We start from the raw sequence: 21,630 nt of genomic DNA, 5'->3' as shown, positions 1-21,630 counted from the left end.
CAGCAGAAAGCTGTAGGGTGATTACTGGAATCGCTCCGCTCTCCGAATGCTGACGATCAGCCACAAGCCGAGAAAAGTAGCGGTCATAAACAAAGTACTGCTGAGCCAAAAAAGCTGTCCAGTGAGATCGCAGCTTGACTCAAAAGGATTGCGCCCCTTAAAGGTTTGGACGGACACCAATCAATGGTTTGGACTGCTGCTGTGTCACCATGAGACATGATCTGTCATTTGGACGATCCGAAAACGCTTAATATAGCGATACAATCCATACGCGATCTGAGCCTTTTAGCATTCTTAGAAAACCTGCATTGAACCCATTCATGCTGATAAGAGTCTAAAAGGTGAGAGGAGTCTATCACTGCATTTAGAACTAATTGTATCAAGCTCCTACATTAGCTTAGAAGGATTTCGGTCATGCCAAAAATTGTGGAGCCGATTACTGTAAAAGGCATCGTGCGTTGGAGCGTTTTAGCAGGGCTGTTGACCGTGACTACGGGCTGTGGCTTTTTGCCCAAGTCTGAAGCGGAAGCCCAAACTGGGCAGCGGCAGGCGGAAAATAGTCCGGCATCGGTGGATGTGGAGATCGCCCGTGCCCTACCCCTGCAACAACCCGTCGAGTACACAGGCACCACCCAGCCCTATCGCCAGGTTTCCTTGCGATCGCAGGTAGAAGGAACGGTGCTAGATCTAACCCCTGATGTGGGCGATCGCGTCACGCAGGGACAAACTGTGGGGCAGTTGAATGATGCGGTGCTAGCGGCGGCGGTGGTGGAAGCCGAAGCTGAAGTGGCGGCGCGTCAGGCAGATGTGGCAGAGGCAAATGCCGAGGTTAGCGCGGCTCGAACTCAAGTGGAAGACCAACGATTGCGGCTACAACAAACGCGATCAGATCTAGCACGACTGGAACTGTTATTCCGGGAAGGGGCGATCGCTGCCCAAGCCGCAGAAACCGCTCGAACGGCGGCGGGTACGGCTCAACAAGCGCTGAGATCGGCTGAAGCCCAAGTGCGAACTCGGCAGCAGGCAGTCACCGCCATCCAGCGTCGCGTCATTGCTCAACGGGCGATCGTCGCTCAAGAAAAAGAGCGGCAGTCTCAAACCCAGCTAATTTCGCCCGTCACAGGCTCAGTCTTAGAGCGCGTCACCGAACCCGGCAATCTAGCTCAACCGGGCAGCGAAATCCTTAAGTTAGGCGATTTTAGTCAGGTGAAAGTGGTGGTTCAGGTGTCCGAGCGAGAACTAGGCAGTCTCCGCACAGGACAACCCGTACAAGTTCGTCTCGATGCATTCCCCAAAAAGGCGATCGCCGGACGCATTGCCCGAATCTCCCCCGCTGCTGACTCCACTTCCCGCCTGATTCCAGTCGAAGTGATCATTCCCAACCCGGATGAAAGCATTGGCAGCGGTTTATTAGCGCGAGTGGACTTTACTCAGCGGGCGATCGCTCGTGTCGTGGTGCCTGAAACTGCCCTAACCACGGATCAAGATCGGCGATCTCGCGCCCCATCCTCCGGCGGCGGTCAAGCATCCAGTCGTCCTGCCTCAACCCAGGGCAACATTTTCATCGTCGCAAATGCTGAAAAGCCCACTGTTGCCGCTCGTCCAGTTACCTTGGGCAATCGCCTAGACGGACAAGTGGAGATCGTCTCCGGCTTAGGAGTCGGCGATCGCTTTGTCTCCCGTAGCAGCAAAGCCCTCAAAAATGGCGACCCCGTAAAACTCAGCAGTATCTCCGAAGGACAAAAAAGGAATAAGGAATAGGACTTTAAAAACTCAAAACTCAAAACTTTTTTCTCCTTCACCATTTGTACTTCGTACTTCATAACTCCCTATGAACCCTTCCCCACCGACTGGTTTCAGCATTAGCCGCATTGCAATCCTGCGACATATTGGTACGTTGATGCTGACCCTGGCAGTCATTGTCATGGGCGTTTTCTTTATTACCACGCTCCAAGTTGATTTGTTGCCCTCCATCACTTATCCCCGGATTGGGGTGCGGTTAAATGCCCCAGGCACTTCCCCAGAGGTGGCAGTCGATGAAATTACTAGACCGTTGGAGGAAGCTCTTTCCGCGACGGAAGGGGTGGTGCAAGTCTATTCTCAAACCCGCGAAGGACAGGTGAATTTAGATTTGTATTTTCAACCCGGTGGCAATATTGACCAGGCATTAAATGATGCAACAGCAGCCTTTAACCGATCGCGCGGACAGTTACCAGAGACGATTGAAGAGCCGCGCCTGTTTAAAGTTGATCCCTCTCAACTTCCGGTATACGAACTGGCGCTCACCTCTCCATCTATGCCTCTAGTTGATTTGCGAGTGTTTGCAGATCAAGAGCTATCCCGTGAGTTGGGGGTGATTCCAGGGGTGGCAGTGGTGGATGTGTCCGGGGGCGTTGAAGAAGAAGTGCGGGTGATGGTAGATCTCGATCGCCTACAAGCCGTGGGCGTGGGGCTAAACGATGTCTTGACCGAGTTGGGCGATCGCAACCAAGATATTTCCGGTGGACGGATTTTGGGCAGCAATTCGGAGCCACTGACTCGTGCGATAGGTCGGTTTAAAAGTGCCAAAGAGTTAGGGGGTATCTCCTTTGAAGTGGGCGGACAGCAACCCAGCAATTCTTCCCAAGCAAGCACCCAATCGGCGGCATCGACCACGACGGCTCCCGCCCAGCGAGTCTACCTGCGAGATTTCGCCACCGTAATTGACGGCACCAATCAACAGCGGATTTTTGTGGCATTGGATGGGCAACCCGCCGTTAAACTCAGTGTGCAAAAACAGCCCGATGCCAACACGATATCCGTGGTTGAAGCCGTTAAACAGCGCATCAAAGAATTGCAGCAGGAAGGCACCATCCCCGCCGATATGAAACTGTTGCCCACCTTGGATGAATCCATATTTATTCAAAATGCCATTTCCAATGTGGTGAGTTCTGGATTGATTGGCACGGGACTTGCCGCGATCGCCGTTCTGCTGTTTCTGGGTTCCGTGCGCCAAGCCCTGATCATCGTTGTGTCAATTCCCCTGGCAACCCTCGCCGCCATTATTTTGATGGGAATGTTCAAACTATCGCTCAACGTCTTTAGCTTAGGCGGTTTAGCCTTGGGCGTTGGCATTGTCGTAGACAACTCCATCGTTATGTTGGAAAGCATCGCCGAAGGGGTTGGCATGACTCCTGGCAAAGATGCCACCAGCCAACTCAGCGGATCCCAACTGAGAAACCAATCCATGCACAGCAGCCAAGAAGTCGAGTCGGCATTAGTCGCTTCCACGGCTACTAACCTGGTTGCGGTCTTGCCCTTCTTGTTGATTGGTGGCTTTATCGCCCTGCTGTTTAATGAACTGATTCTCACCATTACCTTTTCGGTTGCTGCCTCGATTTTGATTGCGGTTACCGTCGTACCCATGCTAGCCTCACGCTTGTTAGGCATTAAGGCATCCAGTGGACTCAGCAAGTTTTGGCTGCTGCGTCAGTTCAATCGCCGCTTTACCGATGCCACTCAAGGATATGGCAGGCTGTTAGAGGGAACGCTGGCAAAACGCTGGCTGATTGTCGGCTTGACAGTGGCAATTTTAGGCGGCGGCAGTTGGGTGCTGGCAGGGCAAATCCCCCAAGAAATTCTGCCTCGAATTAATACCGGGCAGGCAAACTTAAATGCCCAATTTCCACCCGGCACGCCTTTAGAAACTAGCCGTAAAGTGATGGCATCCGTGGATGAGATTTTGGCAGCCCAGCCAGAAACCGAATATGTGTTTTCCACCATTGGCGGCAGCTTGTTTGGCAGTAATACGAGCGAAAACTCGTTGCGAAGCTCCAGCACGATTACCCTAAAACCGGGCACTGCGGTCGATGCCTATGTTGCCAAAGTGACAAAAGCCTTTAGCAGACTCAATTTAGTGGATATTCGTTTACGTCTTAATCCTGGGCAGGTGCGCGGCTTGATTTTGAATAACTCGCCGGTGCGGGGAGCCGATGTGGACGTAATCCTACAAAGCGAAAATGAAGAGGCGCTCACCCAAGCAGGACAACAAGTGCTGCAAGCCTTGGAACAGGAAGCAACCCTAATCACCGTGCGCCCGGATGCCGACGATCGCCAGCCTGAAATTCAAATTCGCCCCGATCTCGCCCGTCTCGCCGACTTAAACCTCAACATTCAAGATATTGGTAGAACCTTAGAAACTGCGATTCAAGGCAGTATACCGACCCAAATTCAACGGGGGAACCGCTTGGTGGATGTGCGGGTTGAGCTAGACAATGCATTGATTCAGCAGCCCTCTCAGCTAACTCAACTGCCCATTTTTACAGAAAACAACCGCCAAATTCGCTTAGGCGACGTAGCAACGATTGAAACCGGACGCGCTCCGGGGGAAATCCGCCGCATCAATCAGCGGCAGGTCTTTTTGATTTCTGGGAGTTTGAATCAGGGAGCCAGTTTGAGTGCGGCGATTCAGCAGGTGCAAACGATTTTGAGCCAACAAGACCTGCCTGAAGGGGTTGGGGTGCTGCCCAGTGCGGCGGCAGAAAGTAATCAACAGCTTCAAGCAACGCTGCCGATTTTGGGAGGCTTGGCGGCATTTTTGGTATTCGTCGTCATGGCGGTGCAATACAATTCTCTGGTTGACCCCCTGGTGATTATGTTCACGATTCCCTTAGCCTTGGCAGGCGGGATTTTTGGGCTGTTCATTACCAAGACCGCGATCGGGGCGACGGTGATTGTGGGAGCGGTGCTGCTGGTGGGGATCGTGGTGAACAACGCCATCATCATGGTGGAACTGGCAAACCAAATTCGCGATCGCGAAGGCTGTACTCGTCGCGCGGCAATCCTCAAAGCTGCACCTCAACGGTTGCGCCCGGTATTAATGACCACGATCACGACCGTTTTAGGGATGTTTCCCTTAGCGTTAGGCTTGGGACAAGGCGGTGAATTTCTTCAGCCCCTCGGCATTGTGGTCTTCTCTGGCTTATCTCTGGCAACCGTGTTGACCCTGTTTATCATCCCTTGCTTTTATGTGATTCTGCACGACTTTTTCAACCAAGACCTGCTGAAAGGGCGAGGCAAAAAAGCGCGATCGCACGATGACTTTCAACCTGCAACGCCCCAGCAACCTGCAACGCCCCAGCAACCTGCAACGCCTCAAGAACCAGTGGCAAGCAAAATAATAGATTAAGACACTGGAGTCGCTGAGTCGGATAGCTGCGATCGCTTTGACCAGTGGAAAAAACCAACGCTATGTAACCTGATGGTTGAAAATGCCGTTTTGCTGATCGGCGCGATCGCCACGTTAGATGCCAGTGAAACAACTCTAGTGGTGAAACAAGCTGCTATGCCACAATCTTTTTCACAACTTAATGCTATTAGTTCTCACTAATCCTTTACGATAAAGGGTAGCCATTTGGTTAAATTAGCACGATTCAAAGGATTCAATTCAGCTATGAATATGGGGCGAAGAGCTTTTTTGGGAATGAGTACGGCGATCGCAGCGATCGCTATTCATCAGGTATGGAGCGTCGATCAGAGCATTGCCCAAAATAATCGGGTTGTTAACCTTTACACTGCACGACACTATGATGCAGACAATCAAATCTACGAAGGCTTCTTCAAAAAAACTGGCATTAAGGTCAATCTGGTTGAAGCGCCTGCCGATAAATTAATCGAACGGCTCAGGAGCGAAGGAGCCAAAAGCCCTGCCGATGTGGTGATGACGGTTGATGCCGGTAATCTTTGGCGCATCCAGCAAGCTGGCTTGTTCCAAAAAACCCCGACTTCTAGTCTTCTCTACTCCAAAATTCCAGCCAACCTGCGCGATCCCAATGGGCAATGGTTTGGGTTTACCACACGCGCTCGTGTGATCGCCTACAACAAAGCTCGGGTTAAGCCCGGTGACGTTACCCGCTATGAAGACTTAGCCAATGCCAAATGGCGTGACAAAGTAGTGATGCGATCGTCGAGTAATATCTACAACCAATCTCTAGTTGCGTCAATGATCCCTGCGATGGGTGCAGCGAAGGCAGAATCCTGGAGCAAAGGATTGGTCGCCAATTTTGCCCGTCCACCCGAAGGAAACGATACCTCTCAAATCAAATCATTGGCGGCAGGCATGGGGTCTGTCTCCCTGATCAATACCTATTATCTAGCCCGGATGTTAAGCTCCAAGGATTCAAAAGACCGCGAGATTGCCTCAAAAGTAGGCATCATTTTTCCTAATCAGAAAGATCGGGGCACCCATGTCAATATCAGCGGTGGCGGAATTGCTAAACATTCACCCAATCGCAAAGCGGCACTCATGTTTTTAGAATATCTAGCGAGTCCAGAGGGGCAGAGGGTTTTTGCTGGCAACAACCATGAGTATCCGGCTGTGGCGGGTGTGCCCAGGTCTTCGGTGTTAGCTAGATTCGGCAGATTCAAAGCAGATCCACTCAATGCAGCCGAGTTTGGTGAGTTAAATCGAAACGCCATTCAGGTGATGGATCGGGCAGGCTGGAAGTAAATTTTCAGCGGCTTTCGGATTCTCTCCGCACCATTTGCCAACTCAGCAAGATCACGGGGAGTAATCCGACTGCCACGATCGCCAATGCGGGGGCAGCGGCTTCTGCTAGGCGTTCGTCGGAGGCTAAGTTGTAAACCCGGACTGCCAGGGTGTCAAAATTAAACGGGCGAATAATCAAAGTAGCTGGTAATTCCTTCATCACATCAACAAAGACTAAAATCGCCGCTGTCAACAGTCCGCTTCGCATTAGCGGCAGGTGAATTTTTTGTAAGGTGGCAATTCGGCTACAGCCTAAACTGCGGGATGCGTCATCTAAATTGGGTTTGATTGCGCCTAAGCTAGCGGCGATCGCGCCAAACGCTACGGCTAAAAATCGGACTAAATAGGCGAAAACCAGCGCGGCTAAGGTGCCGCTTAATAATAATCCGGTGCCAATGCCAACGGTGGAACGGCTCCAGCTATCCAGAATATTATCAAATTTGCCTAGAAATACTAAGACTCCAACCGCAATCACCGAGCCGGGAACAGCATAGCCTAGGGTGGAGAGTCGAGTTGCCCAATTATTCAGCACTCCTGGACGGAGACGCTGCCCGTAAGCCAACAGTATCGATAGAACAATGGCGATCGCGGCAGTGAGCAACGCCAAGATTAAACTATGGCTGGCAAAATCCCAGAAGCGATCGCCCCCAACACTGGCGATCGCTGCACTAGATCGGTCAGCGCTGGGAAAATCAGAGTCGGCTCTAGAGTCAGTGGCAGCCGAATCACTCAGCCCCATAAGCAACTGCACCAATACACCCGCTGGCACCAAAAAACCCAATCCAATGGGCAGCAGACAAGAAAGCGTTGCCCCCCCACTGCGCCAGCCCCCTAAACCATAGCGAGGTAAGGTTTGATATTGAGAGGAGGTTTGATAATAGCCTTGCCGTTGGCGAGAAAGCTGTTCCAGAATGATTAGCGCAAACACAAATAGCAACAGCAACGCAGACAACTGAGAAGCAACCGCCTGTTCACCCATGGCAAACCAGGTGCGATAAATTCCCGTGGTAAAGGTGGAAACTGAAAAATATTCGACGGTGCCAAAGTCGTTTAAGGTTTCCATCAGCGCTAAGGACAAGCCTGCCGCGATCGCCGGACGCGCTAAGGGCAATGCCACCTGCCAAAACCCCTGCCATGGATTGCACCCCAAACTGCGACTTGCTTCTAGCAGACTGGTGGATTGAGACAAAAATGCCGATCGCGCCAACAGATACACATAGGGATACAGCACCAAGATCAGCATGACGATCGCACCGGGCAGCGATCGCACGGGTGGAAACCAGTAATCATCCACCGACTGCCAGCCAAACCAATCTCGCAAACCCGTTTGAATCGGACCGTAGTATTCCAATAACTCGGTGTAGGTATACGCCAAAATGTAGGCAGGGGCAGCCAGCGGTAGCAACAATCCCCATTCAAAGATCCGCCGTCCTGGAAAATCACACAGCGTCACCAGCCAAGCAGTCGCCGTGCCAATTACCGCCGTGCCAATGCCCACCCCCACCATTAGCAATAGAGAATTACTGATATAGGTTCCTAAGACCGTGGTGGTCAGATGTTGCCACATTGCCTCGGTATTGACAAACACGCCGCTCAAAATAGCCAACACTGGCAGGGATAAAATTAAGGCAATCAGGCTACTGTTAATCGTCCAAATATCCCATTTTGGGGACTTGGCTGATTTTGCTAATCCAGAAATAGGAAGCGATCGCATGAGTTGATTTAGAAAAGATGAGTATTAAAGCATCCAAGCTTTAGCCTACTATAGGGTAGATCTTATTGAAGATTAGATTCAGTTAGCATGCCATTCTATGTCTAATCCATCTCTAACCCATGCAGAAATTGCCTACTCCCCTTCAACGGTTGAGCCTGTTCTAAAAGTAAACCAGGTTAGTAAGCAGTTCTCTGGCAGCTTAACGGCTGCGGTCAACCAGGTTTCATTGGCGCTCAACTGCGGTGATATTTTAGGATTATTAGGGTCTTCAGGGTGTGGCAAAACAACGCTACTGCGCCTGATTGCGGGGTTTGAGCCGCCACAAACGGGCAGCATTGAATTGGCGGGGCAATGCGTCGCGGGTGAAGGGACTTGGCAGCCTCCAGAACTACGAGATGTGGGGATGGTATTTCAAGACTACGCCCTGTTTCCCCATTTGACGGTGGCTCAAAATGTGGCGTTTGGGTTACGGAAATCCGGTCGCAAACGCTTTGCGGCTCAACGAATTAAAGACTTAATGACCCATGTGATCGCCCTAGTAGGACTAACAGGATTGGAAAACCGCTACCCCCACGAACTCTCTGGAGGACAGCAGCAGCGGGTTGCCCTAGCTCGTGCCTTGGCACCCCAACCCGCGATCGTGTTGCTGGATGAGCCGCTGAGTAACCTAGATGTGCAGGTGCGGCTGCGGCTGCGGCAAGAGATCCGAGAGATCCTCAAAACCAGCCAAACTACCGCGATCTTTGTCACCCATGATCAAGAAGAGGCTCTGTCCATTTGTGATTTTGTTGCCGTGATGCAGCAAGGAAATTTAGAACAAATTGGCACCCCCGAAATGCTGTATCAATCGCCTGCTTCGCGGTTTGTGGCAGAGTTTGTCACCCAGGCTAACTTTCTGCCTGCCCGTCGGCAACCGGAAGGTTGGCAAACTGAAATTGGCTGCTTTCAGGGTGATGCGATCGCCCAAGCCAGCCAAACCACCGCCGCCGCTGTGATGATTCGCCAGGAAGACTTGCAGTTATCCATCGACGAAACAAGCTCTGTGGTGATTCAAGATCGCCAGTTTTTGGGGCGCGAATATCGCTATTCCCTGATCACTTCTACTGGGCAATGTTTGTATGCCCGCACTTCAATTAGTGTGGCGCTGCCGATTGGCGCAAGGGTTCGCCTTTCAACCGCGATCGAGTCTGTCCAGGTGTTTAGTAGCTGATTAGATATCCACCCACTTGCTGCGAAGATTGGGATGAGTTGAACGTTGCATCTTATTATGGTCTTGGCACCCACGTTCTGATGTCGAGATTGTAGTCAGCGTTTCAGTGAGGCTCAATCCTCAAATTTTGCGGATTAAATAAGACAACTTACGATTAAAATCATGAGCTATTACGTTATTTATGATGGCACCTGCAACCTCTGCGTTAGTTTGGTACAGGTGCTAGAAAGTTTAGATCGAGGACACCTATTCCAATACATTCCTATGCAGGATGAAGCCTCGCTTAAAACTTTGAGCATTACCGCTCAGGACTGTGAAATGGGGATGATGTTGATTGATTCCAAAAATCCTCAGCAGCGCTGGCAAGGGAGTAATGCCGCCGAAAAAATCGGTTCCTTGCTGCCTGCGGGAAGTGTCTTTGTTGCAGCTTATCGGGCGTTGCCAGGGCTGAAATGGAGCGGCGATCGCGTCTATGAGCAGGTTCGTGACAATCGATATACGCTTTTTGGCAAGCGCGATCGCGTCTATCAATCGCTTTATCCAGCCTGTCCTTCTGAGTCATGCAAGCTTTGAAGCGGCTCCATTGCTGACTTGCAAACCCCTCTTTGGCTAACCTTGGAAAATTTGTTTCAAACAAATTATTCTTTGGGCACTCTAAAGGCAATCAAGTCAGGGTGTTTAGCAATGAAGTCATGTGTTAAAAAGCACAATATTTTTCTAAATCAACGAATCAAAAACTCTACATTGCCTGGATTTACACTGCTCGAAACGTTGGTAGTGATGGTCGTTATTGGAGTGCTAGCGGCGATCGCCAGCCCCGCGTGGTCATCATTATTGGACAAGCAACGTCTCAATGCTGCTAAAAATGAAGCTTTTCAAGCAATTCGCATCGCTCAACATACCGCTAAACTCAAGCATGTTGAGTGGCAGGTGAGCTTTCGGGAAGTCAATGGTCTAGTGCAATGGGTCACTCATTCAGCTAACACTGTTTCCAGTGATTCTGTCTGGAATAGCCTTGATGCCAACATTCGCATTAATCCTGAAACAACCTTCCACTTTGATGAAACAAACAAGATTTATCGAATGCGGTTCACTCACTTGGGGCGAGTTAATGGTCAACTGGGACGCATCACTTTTTCGGGTAAAACTAATAGTGAAACGAAGCGCTGCGTTATTGTGTCCACACTATTAGGAGCTATGCGAGAAGGGGAAGAACAAACTAGCGGAAATAATAAGCCTTGTAATTGAAGTGTTGAGAGAAAGAAATGCAAGTATTGACGACGGATGTTTTGGTAGTCGGTGGGGGAACAGGAGGAACGGCAGCAGCACTTCAGGCAGCGCGGCGGGGAGCAAATGTCGTTTTGATCAGTGAGTTTTCCTGGCTGGGGGGAATGCTGACTAGCGCAGGAGTAACGGCACCGGATGGCAATGAATTGGAGGCATGGCAAACGGGAATTTGGGGAGCCTTTTTACGAGAACTAGAGCGGCAACAGCCAACAGGGTTAGACAATGGCTGGGTCAGCTTTTTTACGTATAATCCGCAAGTAGGCGCTGAAATTTTTGCCGATTGGGTGACAGCGTTACCAAATTTAAAGTGGATTTCGCAACAGTTGCCGTTGGAGGTTTTGCGCCAAGAAAATCAGGTAATAGGCGTTCAGTTTGCAGAGTACACGATTTATGCCAAGGTAATCCTAGATGGCACGGAACTAGGCGATCTATTGGCGTTGGGCGAGATTCCCCATCGCTGGGGCTGGGAGTTACAAGCCGAGTTTGGAGAACCCAGCGCACCTGTCGAATGGAATCACTTGGCTAAAACTTACCCAGTGCAGGCCCCCACCTGGGTAATGGTTATGCAAGATAGGGGCGAGGGACAGAAGGCGGCAATGATCCCAAGCCCCCCCAATTATGATCCTGAGTTATTTCAGGACGCATGGACGGATTACGGCAGCGAAAAATTTTTGAATTATGGGCGGCTTCCCGGCAATCGCTTTATGATCAATTGGCCCATTCACGGCAATGATTATGGAGAAGGTGTTGAACGATTGCTCGGCTCAGAGTCCGAAAAACAGCAATTTTTGCAAGAAGCGCTAGAGCATTCCCAAGGGTTTGCTCACTTCATCCAAACCCAATTGGGGCGACGCTATGGGCTGGCTGAAAATATCTTTCCCACACAATCCAAAACTCAAAACTTACCCAGTGGCTATGCACTCCACCCCTATTATCGAGAAAGCCGCCGATTAAAGGGGCTAACAACAGTGCGAGAACAAGATCTGTTGCCGATCGCCAAGGGACAGGTGGCAGCATTACCGATCGTCGTCATTGATCAAGGCTGTGATCAAGCCGAAAATGTCTGTGACGCGATCGCGATCGGGAACTATGCCAATGATCATCACTATCCCAGTGGCGATATCGAACTTGCGCCCAAGTCAATCCGGTGGGGCGGACGCTGGACAGGAACGCCGTTTACGATCCCCTATCGTGCCTTGGTTCCTGAAACAATCGATGGCTTCCTGGTCTGCGAAAAAAACATTTCGGTTTCTCACATGGCAAATGGAGCGACTCGGCTACAGCCCTGCATTTTGGGAATTGGGCAAGCCGCAGGAATGGCAGCAGCGCTCTGCATTGAACAAAACTGTCAGCCGCGAGATTTGCAGGTGCGATCGCTTCAAGCCGCATTGTTGAATGACGCGATCGCGCCCACTGCCGTAATTCCATTATTTAATCAATCGATTAACCACCCAGAGTGGCTGTACTGGCAACAGTTTTACCTAGATCATCCTGATGCCTATCCGGGATCAGGCTATGCTCCAATACAGCAGGAACTTACCCAAAAATCGACAGAGCGCAATTTATCTGCAACTCAGTTAGAACTATCAGGCATCTTTAAACGGGCAAAAGAACAGCAGTATGAACTGTTGATCACTAGCCCCACGAACCTCAGCGATCGCGCAGTGAGCCTAGTAACGCTCAACACGGACATCAATGATCTGCTTCAAGAATTAGAGACAGAACAAGCTATTGCAGTTAGTGGGCATCTGAATCCCGCTGGCAACTGGTTTCTTGTTAAGCTATGCCATCTCTGCTAAAGAACAGAAACCTCTAAGCTTTTGGTAGGGGGGTCTGCTAAGTCATCATAGACCGTCAACTGTGTCGGCTTACACCGCTTGATTGAAACTGCAACCCCTTGAGCGCCTTCAAACTGCAAATCTTCTAAATATCCTGGCTTTTCGCCTTCTGCCTCTTGGCGACTGAGAAAAGGACCGAAATAATAAGTACAGCGAGGAGAATCAGTTTTGACCTTTACCCACCAGGCAAAACCAAAAAAATCGATAAGTCTTACCAGAGATTCCTGCATTGTTATCTCGCTATTTTTCAGTGGCGGCTTGATAAAGCTTTATAGCCTTAAATAATCGAAGTTATTTCATCCGCTATGGTTTGTTATACTCTGCAACCCCACTTTTTTTCAACCCCATCGGATGAGATCTATCCAAATGTAAGGTTTTAAATTGGCGCTGACGATAAACTTCATATAATGCCATTCCCGTCGCAACTGAAGCATTAAGGCTCGGCGTATTCCCTGTTAAGGCGATAGACACTAACCGATCGCACCCGCGTTGAGTCAACATACTTAAGCCTTCCCCTTCTGCCCCAACCACTAGCGCGATCGCTCCGGTAAATTCAACCGTGTGAATGGGTTCACTGCCTTCCATTTCAAGTCCATACATCCAAAATCCGGCAGCCTTTAACTCTTCCAAGGCGCGATTCAAATTGACAACCCTTGCCACAGGAAAGGTTTCTAGCGCGCCGGCTGCCACTTTTGCCACCGTTGCCGTGATCCCGGCGGCTCTTCGTTGAGGAATAATTAAGCCTTGTGCCCCGATCGCCTCCGCTGAACGGATAATCGCACCCAAGTTATGAGGATCAGTAATGCCATCCGCCACCACTAAGACAGGCTGATCAACTTTTGCTTTAGCCTGCTCAATCAACACGGCTAGTTCGACATATTCGTAGGGTGCAGCTTGCGCCACAACGCCCTGATGATTAGCACCCTGAGTCATTTGATCCAACCGACGGGGATCAACCTCATCAATGACCGCACCGTTAGTTTTCGCCTGTTGTAATAGGGTGTGAAACCGATGATCGTAGCGTAAACGGGCAATGATCCAGATACGATTTAGGGTACGCTCGGCTTCCATGGCAGCCAAAACTGAGTGACGACCATAAATCAACTCAGCAGAATCTTCTTGGAGTGCAGCGGACGAATCACTATGAGCTTCTGAGAAATCCCGTCTATCACGAGGAATAAATGTTTCTGCCCGCGATCGCTTAGGGTCTCTAGTCCGCCCAGGATGAACAAATGAGCTTGAACGAGTTCCTTGAAACTCTCCCGAAGCAGAGCCTACAGAACTTGACCGTGTATCTCTAGAGTCTCTAGATGCATTGTTGGGTCTAGATGGGTAGTCAGACCGTGAGCCTCTTGCATCCTTAGAAGGTCGCTCAGGTCTGGAGGGATGACCTTCCGGGCGTGAACCTCTCGCATCTCTAGAAGCCCGTTCAGGTCGAGCAGTATAGTCTGATCGCGAGTCTCTGCCATCTTTAGAAGTGTGCTTAGGTTTAGGAACACTGCCATTTGAGCGAGATCCGTCTGAGTAGGAGCCTTTGGTGTTTCCAGCCGCACGTTTCGGTCTAGAGGTGTAGTCTGTAGGTGATTGTCTGCGATCCTGGGAAGCCCGCTCTGGCTTGGAAACTTTGGGAGAGGCAAAATATTCAGTTTCATCACCCGTCTTGGAAACGGGGCGAGGTCTACCCGTGACAACGTGCTTTTTATGAACCTTTTTATCTCGATAGGAAAGGGCGGCATCTCCACGGGCAGGGCGATCGCGATCTCGCCTTGCTCCTTGAGGTTTCGGTGAGCTACTTCCCCCAGAATCAGTACGGGAATGTCGAACAGGCTCAGGTTTACGCTTTTTGTCAGTCATGGTTCGTTAACAATAAAAATAAGGACTAGAGACTCGATGATTCGTACAAGAAATAAAAGTACTTATCTTTTAGTAAAGGACAATTCTTCAAGTAATATGGGGATCGCCCGTTAGCAAGTAGCTGTTGAATCGATTTGCAAATGATCTAGCAACTCCATCAGTCGGTGCAGATCAGAGAGGTAAAGATAGCCAATTAGTGTCTCCAAACTCGTTGCCCGTTGGTAGGTTTCTGGGTCAATTCGTTTAGGACGACTGGCTGCGGCGTTACGCCCACGCTTTAGGAGATCTAATTCTGTGGAAGTCAAGAAAGGGATCAACTGGTTTAGATGGTGAGCTTGAGTTTCAGCCCGAACTTGAGCCACAACTTGTTGATGATAGGCGTGAATGCGTTTAGGTGGACTTAGATAGTAGCGACGAATATAAAGCTCATAAACAGCGTCTCCCAAATACGCTAATGCTCCTGGAGACAGCTGCTGAAGCTGCGTGGATGATAGTGTCTGGCAAAATAGGGCTTGAGCGATCGCTCCTTTATCTGAGTTAGCGTCTAAGGCATCACTGGCTTGCGTCATTTCTGGCTCTATCTGCGTCAATCTCCCGCCAGCATTTTAATAATCTACTTTATTTTAATCGAGAATCGCCGGATGACAAAATCTAACTGCTCAATCATTTTCTAGCGGGATATTTTTTGTTAATAAATTCAGTTTGCGATCGGTGTAGGCAATTCAAACAAAATTTCACAAACTTTATTGTGCCAGTTAGCCCTTATCTCTCAATTGCTGTATCGTTCTTCTGCCCAAGGCTCGCCCCGTTGATGATAGCCGTTTCGCTCCCAAAAACCTAGCTCCGTTTGAGCAAGAAACTCTAACCCATTGAGCCATTTAGCGCTTTTCCAGGCGTAAAGATGAGGAACCACCAAACGCAATGGTCCACCATGCTCAGCAGGCAGCGGCTCACCAAAAAGCGTATGAGCAAAAAAGTTTTCTTCTCGCAAAAAGTCATCTATTGAAATATTGGTTGTGTAGTCTCCATAGCAATGTTCCATAATGTGAACGGCTTTGGGATCTACCTCAACGTGTTTCATAAAGTCCACCACCTTTACGCCGCGCCATTGCACATCCAGCTTTGACCAAGTGGTAACGCAGTGGAAATCAGCCGTAAAGTCGGTTTGAGGCATTGCCATGAGGTCATCCCACGTAAAGATGACCTTCTGTGCTAGTCCCCATATTCTCAGCGTCCAATCTTTGACCTCTACATGAGGAGTATCCCCATAGGTCAAAACCGGAAAACCTTTCGCTAAGTGCTGTCCTGGTGGAACCCGGTCTTGTAAGGAGGGGTCTGGTTTTTGGAAAAATTTTCCTAGCATTTTAGAAAGCGCTCTATGCTTCTTCCTCTTCTTCCGCTTGTGGATAGATAAATCCTTCAGCGCGTCCAGTCAAAATCGACTTGCCAAGGGATAGGGCACGTTGTGCCTGCAATCTCGCTTTGCCCTTCCAAGTTGCCCGTCGCTTATCGCGTTTGCACTTGGATGTTTTCTTTTTCGGTTGAGCCATAACAAACGGGATAATTTTTCACAACTTTTCTATTCTAAAGCATGATTTCAGTTAGTTTATACAGAATTGTGAAATATATGAGCGTCCTAAATAGTCATAGAAAACTACTCGTGGTATAAACTACATAAACCCTACCAAATAACTGGGTTTTGATTTGATGGGGCAGTAATCGCAAAAATATAAGCAGACTATGAAGGAATAGCCTTACGTGATGGCGTTTACCTTCTTAGATTCAGAGTCTGAAACCTGTCAACTTGCTATTTATTTGCAGTCATTTACGCTGAATTGAGGTCGCATTCCGTGGGCATTATTGTTGAGGACGTATCTAAACAGTTTGGAAGCTTTCAAGCCGTCAGTCAGGTCAGTCTTGAGATTAAAAGTGGCACTCTGATTGCATTGTTAGGTCCTTCTGGGTCAGGAAAGTCTACGCTGCTGCGTTTAATTTCAGGGTTAGAAACTCCTGATAGCGGCAAAATATGGCTAACGGGTGAAGATGCGACCCATCGGAGCGTGCAAGATCGCAACATTGGGTTTGTGTTCCAGCACTATGCTCTGTTCAAACATTTAACGGTGCGGAAGAACATTGCCTTTGCATTGGAGTTGCGAAAAACTCCGCCTAAGCAGGTAAAGGTGCGAGTAGATGAATTGTTGGAACTGGTGCAACTGCATGGATTAGGCGATCGCTATCCGTCTCAACTGTCTGGTGGGCAGCGGCAGCGGGTGGCGCTTGCTAGAGCATTGGCTGTAGAACCGAAGGTGTTGTTACTGGATGAACCCTTTGGCGCGCTAGATGCCAAAGTGCGAAAGGATTTGCGCGTATGGCTGCGACGCTTACATGATGAAGTGCATGTCACCACTGTGTTTGTGACCCACGACCAGGAAGAAGCAATGGAAGTGGCAGATGAAATTGTGATCATGAATAAGGGCAAGGTGGAGCAGGTAGGCTCTCCGGCACAAATTTATGATCATCCTGCGAGTGCCTTTGTCATGAGCTTTATTGGTCCAGTGAACGTGTTGCCGAGCACCTCTCGGATCTTTCAGGCAAACGGGTTTGACTCGCCCCATCCAGAGGTCTTTTTGCGACCTCAAGACGTTTTGATAGAAACTCAGCAGACGGAATCATCGGTGGCGGCAAGGGTCAACCGGATTATTCACTTAGGCTGGGAAATTCAGGCAGAGTTGATGCTGGATGATGGGCAGGTGTTGATGGCGCATTTAACCCGCGATCGCTTCGATGAACTGAATCTAGAACCTCAGCAGCGCGTTTTTGTGAAGCCCAAAGATGCCAAAGCATTTCCCCTGTACTACTCGATTTAGCAATTTAGTCCATGCGGGAAATAGGGAGCGAGATCGCGCAGCGCCGACTTGTCTAGTTCGCACTTAGCGATCGCTGGGTATAGTGGTTTCTATGCCTAATCTTCAAACTCGATCCGCTAAATTTCAATTCCATTTACCAGCTTGGAAGTTTCCAGATTGGCGGTCATTGAGCATTGCGTTTTTCAGTGGTCTTGCCATGAGTTTGGCAGTGGCTCCGCTAAATTGGTGGGGGTTTGCATGGATTTCGATCGCGCCATTGTGGGTCATCGTCAATAGTGAAAGACAAAAAGCAAATGAACCAATGATTTCTCCCACTGCCTGCGCGATCGCGTGGGGCATTGGGTATCACGGTTCGGCGCTTTTTGAGATTAGAGGCTTACATCCGTTGATGTGGCTGGGGATTCCATGGATTGCTAGTATCGCTATCACCTTTTTTTGCTGGGCGTTCATCACACTCTGGGGCGCGGCGCTGGTAGTCATTTGGCAGGGGGGTATGAGGTTGGGGGCTAGGCGATGGACGCTAGGCAGTGAGGGTATCACTTTTAGTTTGTTTCGCGTTCTTCTGGGTACAGCGCTCTGGTGTGGGGTAGAAACCTTGTGCAATCTAACGCCTCTCGCGTGGACATCCATTTCTTATACGCAAAGTCCGGGAAACCTAGCGATTTTGCATTTGGGGCAGCTATCGGGCGCAATGACGGTCACGGCGGCGATCGCGGCAGTCAATGGACTCATTGCAGAAGCGTGGATCAGTTGGCAGGCGGGATTTAAAGACAAAAGCACTCGATTTCTACTTGCGATCGCGGTTTTTCTATTCATCATTAGCCATCTGTTTGGCTACTGGCTCTATCGCCTGCCGTTGAATGATTTGGCTACATCGTCGCTGAAAGTAGGGATTGTTCAAGGGAATGTGCCCACTAGAATTAAGCTGTTTTCGGAAGGGTTGCAACGAGCAGAAGCCGGATACGCCAAAGGTTACACCACTTTAGTAGAGCAAGGTGCAGAAGCGGTATTAACTCCCGAAGGAGCGCTCCCCTTTTTGTGGAACGATCGCAGTCGGGCGAACAGTTTGTTTTATCGAGCCATATTAGACAAACAGAAAGTTGCTTGGTTAGGCACATTTACGGCTCAAAAGGGCGGAGTTGCTCGGAGCTTGCTGACACTCAATGCTCAAGGGGAAGCAATCAGTCGCTACGACAAGGTAAAGCTTGTGCCCCTAGGTGAATATATTCCATTTCAAGAATGGCTGGGAGGGCTGGTTAGCAAGCTAACGACGGTTTCGGAAAATGGCTTGCCGGGAACGTTTGATCAGCAGTTGGATACCCCGTTTGGTCGAGCGATCGCCAGTATTTGCTATGACTCTGCCTTCCCTGAAGTATTTCGGGGGCAGGCGGCACGAGGGGGGCAGTTCATCTTAACTGCTTCCAATCTTGATCCTTACAGCGAAGTGCTAATGGCGCAGCATCAGGCACAGGACTTGATGCGGGCAATTGAAACTGATCGCTGGGCAGTGCGCGCCACCAACACCGGATACTCCGGCGTGATCGATCCCCACGGGCGAATTCTCTGGCGATCGCAGCCCCAAACCTACGAGATTCATGCCGAAACTATCTATCGTCGCCAAACTCAAACCGGATACGTTCGCTGGGGCGATTGGCTGACTCCCTTGCTGCTCATTTTGGCGATGGGCGCTGGAGTTGGGCGCTGGGTGCGATCGCAATAATTTTTAGTCAACTGGAAAAGTTCCTTAGAAAAGCGATCACCCCAGCCTGATACTGATACCCTAGGAGTAATCGCTAAAGCTTCCTGAACCTGTATGAGATTTTCTCGTGATTGCGCGTTTGCAATACGAACCTTGACGAAGGCACCCACTCTTACGTCATCGCCTACCCTGGCTCCAGTAAAGTCTGGTCAAACCACGCGCGACCCTTATCCGAACTTTAAAGTGATTGTGTTGAATGATGATTTCAACACCTTCGAGCATGTCTCTAGTTGCTTGCTGAAATATATTCCCGGCATGACTCCCGACCATGCCTGGGATTTAACCAACCAAGTGCATCACGAAGGGCAAGCGATCGTTTGGGTTGGACCACAGGAGCAAGCCGAGCTTTATCATATGCAATTGGGGCGAGAAAACTTAACTATGGCTCCTTTAGAAGCAGCCTGATTGGTTTTAGGTAATTAGATTTTTGCAGAATTGAGCCAAATACCGCAGGATACTACTATGGCAAGTCCTACTGGAAGACTAGTTCTTAACCATTCCACGCACATTCCAGGACTTATTGCCATTTTGGATCGCCTAACTCAATCAGTGGGAGTTCAAACCATTACTCCGGGGGTTATTGGTCCTGTGCGATCGCATACTCCAAAAATGACGCTAAAAGTATCGGTTCCCATTCGAGGCGGCTTCAAGCTGATCGCGAGAAAAGGGAAAACAGTTCAAGAAGTGTTTGTGATTGCGTCCCTAGAACAAGCCGAGCTAGAAGCCGCGATCGCTGAGATTCTAGCCCGGTAAAGGAGCTAATTTATTCGGCTTGCCGATCCGCTACACGATTAAGCGGCAAACTGAGAATGCAGCTAGCAGTAAGCAAAAAGGCAATGACGCTCGTTAACTTAGCGCTGAGCATGGCAATTTCCCACTCTGGCAATATGACTTTCTGCAAACCCACTGCACCGCAATACACTAACCAATAAGCAAACGTCATCAGCATCAGCATGTAGTCGGCTGCTTCCACATCGTCTTTTATGCTGTCGCGATCGCTCGCCAACAAACTAATTCCAGCAACACAAGCGAAAGAGGAACCAATAACTAGTAATTCGTGCAAGGAAAGTTCAAACATAGTCTTACTCAAGCCGTTTTTTAAAAGGACGTTTTGAAGTGAGATTCAGTCTAAAGGACTATGCTGTCAGACAGATAGCAATCCTTACAAAGATCAATAAATCCAGGATTTAACTTAACGAAACGCAAAAGAACTACCTAATCATACTGAATCAGATTGAATCAATCTTTACTATAAGAATACTCAGATCGATACCCTGCTCTACAAAATTTAAGCTTTAAACTAGCCTAAAACGCTCATCGCTCACTCCGCGTCAAGCCTAAACAAATTCATCAGCACAGCCGTAACTCGCTAAATTACGAGTGGTCGCTGAGCCTAGGAATTGTAAGCTCAAGATTTTTCGGACTCTCGCTGCCCGCTATCGCATAGAGCTTCGCTCCGCCAAGGGAGCGCGACGTAGGCATTTCGGATTGCGCCTCACCCTGATTACGGCGATCGTCAATTTTGAACTGGCTCTCTCTGCTTGATTCACGCAAGAGTTCATGTTGATGCGATCGCGTCAACATGGAGGTTTTGCATCATTTAAATGGTTGCACTTCCCCTTCCCGCGCTCTACCTGTCTCAGATGAGCGCGAGACTTTCCATCTACTTGCTGACTTTATTTTTTAGTAATGGGGATGCGTTGTTCTAAATCAAATCCATAGCCTTGAGGAAGAATATGTAAAGTTGTATTGCACAGCGCTAGTGGCTCATCCTTTAAAAGCTCGTCGAGATTAGTATGAGTTAGTTGTGCCACATCAACTACTGTGATTGCCCCTTCGCCAATGACCTCTAGCTCTTTGCCATTGATGGCGATCGCCGTATTTTCGTCAATGCCAAACCCCAAGTTAACGGGTTGTTGGGCGATCGCAGATAGCAACCGTCCGAGCCGTCCCCGTTGAGCAAAATGTTGATCAATCACCACACCGGGTAAAAACCCCATGCCCCGATCCATCGCAGCCACTTCCATCCGTGGATTGGTTTCCCCGTCCCCTTCCACAATCATCATGTCAGGCATCATCGCGGCTCCTGCGCTAGTACCCGCAATAATAATGCCTTCGGAAAAACGCTGATGCAACAATGCATCCAATTCAGTATCTTTCAAACATTCAGTAATTCGGGACTGATTCCCCCCTGTAAAGAATACGCCCGTCGCATCCTGAATGGCTGCTAACCCCTTAGAATCACCAGCATCTTCACGTTTGGCAGTATCTACAACCTTGACGGATGCAACTCCCAGCCGCTCAAATACGTTCATATAGGTTTCGCCAACTTCCCCCGGCAGTCCAGTCGCCACAGTCATGACTACAATCCGAGCCTGTAGTCCACCTGCACGACGAACAAATTCCCGCAGAATCTTACAATCACCTTGTTTATCTTCAGCGCCCCCAATAATCACTAATTGCCCGTGAGTCTCAGGAAGCGCCACACTATCTGCATCTTCTGCCTCGTTCTCTTGAGATGCTGCAACTGTTGCTTGAACCTCTTGTACTGTCATAAAAATCTCCGATTTGATTG

The 21,630-nt window shown here is 49.5% G+C and carries 20 protein-coding genes; 12 read left to right on the top strand and 8 right to left on the bottom strand.

Going from position 1 to position 21,630, the window contains the following annotated elements:
• Window positions 1-414 precede the first annotated feature (414 nt).
• From AC1S5B_RS11220 to AC1S5B_RS11205, 4 genes are all read left to right on the top strand, one after another.
• Window positions 415-1,761: an efflux RND transporter periplasmic adaptor subunit gene (locus AC1S5B_RS11220; RefSeq protein ID WP_482035762.1), complete on the top strand. Its 1,347-nt coding sequence runs from the start codon at window positions 415-417 to the stop codon at window positions 1,759-1,761.
• Window positions 1,762-1,831: 70 nt separating this feature from the next.
• A complete protein-coding gene (locus tag AC1S5B_RS11215) occupies window positions 1,832-5,167 on the top strand; it encodes an efflux RND transporter permease subunit (protein WP_482035761.1) in 3,336 nt (1,111 codons plus the stop codon).
• Between the two features lie 72 nt (window positions 5,168-5,239).
• Entirely contained in the window at window positions 5,240-5,368 is a 129-nt protein-coding gene (locus AC1S5B_RS11210; RefSeq protein ID WP_482035760.1) for a hypothetical protein, read from the top strand.
• A gap of 63 nt (window positions 5,369-5,431) precedes the next feature.
• The gene (locus AC1S5B_RS11205) at window positions 5,432-6,487 is read left to right on the top strand and encodes a Fe(3+) ABC transporter substrate-binding protein (protein WP_482035759.1); all 1,056 of its coding nucleotides are present in this window, start codon (window positions 5,432-5,434) and stop codon (window positions 6,485-6,487) included.
• 4 nt (window positions 6,488-6,491) lie between these two features.
• On the opposite strand, the gene AC1S5B_RS11200 is transcribed toward AC1S5B_RS11205, so the two are convergent.
• The gene (locus AC1S5B_RS11200) at window positions 6,492-8,240 is read right to left on the bottom strand and encodes an ABC transporter permease (protein ID WP_482035758.1); all 1,749 of its coding nucleotides are present in this window, start codon (window positions 8,238-8,240) and stop codon (window positions 6,492-6,494) included.
• A 97-nt stretch (window positions 8,241-8,337) separates the two neighbouring features.
• Here AC1S5B_RS11200 and AC1S5B_RS11195 point away from each other — a divergent pair, with 97 nt between their 5' ends.
• The 4 genes from AC1S5B_RS11195 (at window position 8,338) to AC1S5B_RS11180 (ending at window position 12,536) form a co-directional block, all read left to right on the top strand.
• Window positions 8,338-9,450, top strand: coding sequence for an ABC transporter ATP-binding protein (locus AC1S5B_RS11195; RefSeq protein WP_482035757.1), 1,113 nt, complete (start codon window positions 8,338-8,340; stop codon window positions 9,448-9,450).
• A gap of 162 nt (window positions 9,451-9,612) precedes the next feature.
• Window positions 9,613-10,023, top strand: a complete 411-nt coding sequence (locus AC1S5B_RS11190) for a thiol-disulfide oxidoreductase DCC family protein (RefSeq protein WP_482035756.1) — start codon at window positions 9,613-9,615, stop codon at window positions 10,021-10,023.
• Between the two features lie 111 nt (window positions 10,024-10,134).
• Window positions 10,135-10,698: a prepilin-type N-terminal cleavage/methylation domain-containing protein gene (locus AC1S5B_RS11185; protein WP_482035755.1), complete on the top strand. Its 564-nt coding sequence runs from the start codon at window positions 10,135-10,137 to the stop codon at window positions 10,696-10,698.
• 17 nt (window positions 10,699-10,715) lie between these two features.
• Window positions 10,716-12,536, top strand: coding sequence for an FAD-dependent oxidoreductase (locus AC1S5B_RS11180; protein ID WP_482035754.1), 1,821 nt, complete (start codon window positions 10,716-10,718; stop codon window positions 12,534-12,536).
• Here the strand turns inward: AC1S5B_RS11180 and AC1S5B_RS11175 are convergent.
• The 5 genes from AC1S5B_RS11175 to AC1S5B_RS11155 form a co-directional block, all read right to left on the bottom strand.
• A complete protein-coding gene (locus tag AC1S5B_RS11175; protein ID WP_482035753.1) occupies window positions 12,533-12,805 on the bottom strand; it encodes a DUF1816 domain-containing protein in 273 nt (90 codons plus the stop codon). The genes AC1S5B_RS11180 and AC1S5B_RS11175 overlap by 4 nt on opposite strands.
• A 73-nt stretch (window positions 12,806-12,878) precedes the next feature.
• Window positions 12,879-14,429, bottom strand: coding sequence for a 23S rRNA (guanosine(2251)-2'-O)-methyltransferase RlmB (gene rlmB / locus AC1S5B_RS11170; RefSeq protein ID WP_482035752.1), 1,551 nt, complete (start codon window positions 14,427-14,429; stop codon window positions 12,879-12,881).
• A 110-nt stretch (window positions 14,430-14,539) separates the two neighbouring features.
• The gene (locus AC1S5B_RS11165) at window positions 14,540-14,998 is read right to left on the bottom strand and encodes a Mini-ribonuclease 3 (protein WP_482035751.1); all 459 of its coding nucleotides are present in this window, start codon (window positions 14,996-14,998) and stop codon (window positions 14,540-14,542) included.
• A gap of 200 nt (window positions 14,999-15,198) precedes the next feature.
• Entirely contained in the window at window positions 15,199-15,792 is a 594-nt protein-coding gene (locus tag AC1S5B_RS11160; RefSeq protein WP_482035750.1) for a sulfite oxidase-like oxidoreductase, read from the bottom strand.
• A gap of 13 nt (window positions 15,793-15,805) precedes the next feature.
• Entirely contained in the window at window positions 15,806-15,979 is a 174-nt protein-coding gene (locus tag AC1S5B_RS11155; protein ID WP_482035749.1) for a 50S ribosomal protein L32, read from the bottom strand.
• Window positions 15,980-16,279: 300 nt separating this feature from the next.
• On the opposite strand from AC1S5B_RS11155, the gene AC1S5B_RS11150 reads away from it, so the two are divergent.
• From AC1S5B_RS11150 to AC1S5B_RS11135, 4 genes are all read left to right on the top strand, one after another.
• Window positions 16,280-17,296, top strand: coding sequence for a sulfate/molybdate ABC transporter ATP-binding protein (locus tag AC1S5B_RS11150; RefSeq protein ID WP_482035748.1), 1,017 nt, complete (start codon window positions 16,280-16,282; stop codon window positions 17,294-17,296).
• Window positions 17,297-17,492: 196 nt separating this feature from the next.
• Window positions 17,493-19,016, top strand: coding sequence for an apolipoprotein N-acyltransferase (gene lnt / locus AC1S5B_RS11145; protein WP_482035747.1), 1,524 nt, complete (start codon window positions 17,493-17,495; stop codon window positions 19,014-19,016).
• 132 nt (window positions 19,017-19,148) lie between these two features.
• Complete coding sequence (clpS, locus tag AC1S5B_RS11140) at window positions 19,149-19,460, top strand: ATP-dependent Clp protease adapter ClpS (RefSeq protein WP_482035746.1); 312 nt, start codon at window positions 19,149-19,151, stop codon at window positions 19,458-19,460.
• Window positions 19,461-19,517: 57 nt separating this feature from the next.
• Window positions 19,518-19,808, top strand: a complete 291-nt coding sequence (locus AC1S5B_RS11135; RefSeq protein WP_482035745.1) for a DUF2103 domain-containing protein — start codon at window positions 19,518-19,520, stop codon at window positions 19,806-19,808.
• Window positions 19,809-19,818: 10 nt separating this feature from the next.
• On the opposite strand, the gene AC1S5B_RS11130 is transcribed toward AC1S5B_RS11135, so the two are convergent.
• Together AC1S5B_RS11130 and AC1S5B_RS11125 are read right to left on the bottom strand one after the other, a co-directional pair.
• Entirely contained in the window at window positions 19,819-20,133 is a 315-nt protein-coding gene (locus tag AC1S5B_RS11130; RefSeq protein WP_482035744.1) for a hypothetical protein, read from the bottom strand.
• Between the two features lie 598 nt (window positions 20,134-20,731).
• Entirely contained in the window at window positions 20,732-21,610 is an 879-nt protein-coding gene (locus AC1S5B_RS11125) for a cyanophycinase (RefSeq protein WP_482035743.1), read from the bottom strand.
• Window positions 21,611-21,630 lie beyond the last annotated feature (20 nt).

Source organism: Leptolyngbya sp. CALU 1928, from assembly GCF_056784215.1.
Note: the sequence above shows the minus strand (reverse complement) of the source record. Positions and strands in the feature narration are given on the sequence as shown.

Excerpts from the sequence above, each read along its gene's own strand:
- AC1S5B_RS11220 (WP_482035762.1), top strand. The coding sequence starts at position 415 with ATGCCAAAAATTGTGGAGCCGATTACTGTAAAAGGCATCGTGCGTTGG.
- AC1S5B_RS11215 (WP_482035761.1), top strand. The coding sequence starts at position 1,832 with ATGAACCCTTCCCCACCGACTGGTTTCAGCATTAGCCGCATTGCAATC.
- AC1S5B_RS11210 (WP_482035760.1), top strand. The coding sequence starts at position 5,240 with ATGGTTGAAAATGCCGTTTTGCTGATCGGCGCGATCGCCACGTTAGAT.
- AC1S5B_RS11205 (WP_482035759.1), top strand. The coding sequence starts at position 5,432 with ATGAATATGGGGCGAAGAGCTTTTTTGGGAATGAGTACGGCGATCGCA.
- AC1S5B_RS11200 (WP_482035758.1), bottom strand. The coding sequence starts at position 8,240 with ATGCGATCGCTTCCTATTTCTGGATTAGCAAAATCAGCCAAGTCCCCA.
- AC1S5B_RS11195 (WP_482035757.1), top strand. The coding sequence starts at position 8,338 with ATGTCTAATCCATCTCTAACCCATGCAGAAATTGCCTACTCCCCTTCA.
- AC1S5B_RS11190 (WP_482035756.1), top strand. The coding sequence starts at position 9,613 with ATGAGCTATTACGTTATTTATGATGGCACCTGCAACCTCTGCGTTAGT.
- AC1S5B_RS11185 (WP_482035755.1), top strand. The coding sequence starts at position 10,135 with ATGAAGTCATGTGTTAAAAAGCACAATATTTTTCTAAATCAACGAATC.
- AC1S5B_RS11180 (WP_482035754.1), top strand. The coding sequence starts at position 10,716 with ATGCAAGTATTGACGACGGATGTTTTGGTAGTCGGTGGGGGAACAGGA.
- AC1S5B_RS11175 (WP_482035753.1), bottom strand. The coding sequence starts at position 12,805 with ATGCAGGAATCTCTGGTAAGACTTATCGATTTTTTTGGTTTTGCCTGG.
- rlmB (WP_482035752.1), bottom strand. The coding sequence starts at position 14,429 with ATGACTGACAAAAAGCGTAAACCTGAGCCTGTTCGACATTCCCGTACT.
- AC1S5B_RS11165 (WP_482035751.1), bottom strand. The coding sequence starts at position 14,998 with ATGACGCAAGCCAGTGATGCCTTAGACGCTAACTCAGATAAAGGAGCG.
- AC1S5B_RS11160 (WP_482035750.1), bottom strand. The coding sequence starts at position 15,792 with ATGCTAGGAAAATTTTTCCAAAAACCAGACCCCTCCTTACAAGACCGG.
- AC1S5B_RS11155 (WP_482035749.1), bottom strand. The coding sequence starts at position 15,979 with ATGGCTCAACCGAAAAAGAAAACATCCAAGTGCAAACGCGATAAGCGA.
- lnt (WP_482035747.1), top strand. The coding sequence starts at position 17,493 with ATGAGTTTGGCAGTGGCTCCGCTAAATTGGTGGGGGTTTGCATGGATT.
- AC1S5B_RS11135 (WP_482035745.1), top strand. The coding sequence starts at position 19,518 with ATGGCAAGTCCTACTGGAAGACTAGTTCTTAACCATTCCACGCACATT.
- AC1S5B_RS11130 (WP_482035744.1), bottom strand. The coding sequence starts at position 20,133 with ATGTTTGAACTTTCCTTGCACGAATTACTAGTTATTGGTTCCTCTTTC.
- AC1S5B_RS11125 (WP_482035743.1), bottom strand. The coding sequence starts at position 21,610 with ATGACAGTACAAGAGGTTCAAGCAACAGTTGCAGCATCTCAAGAGAAC.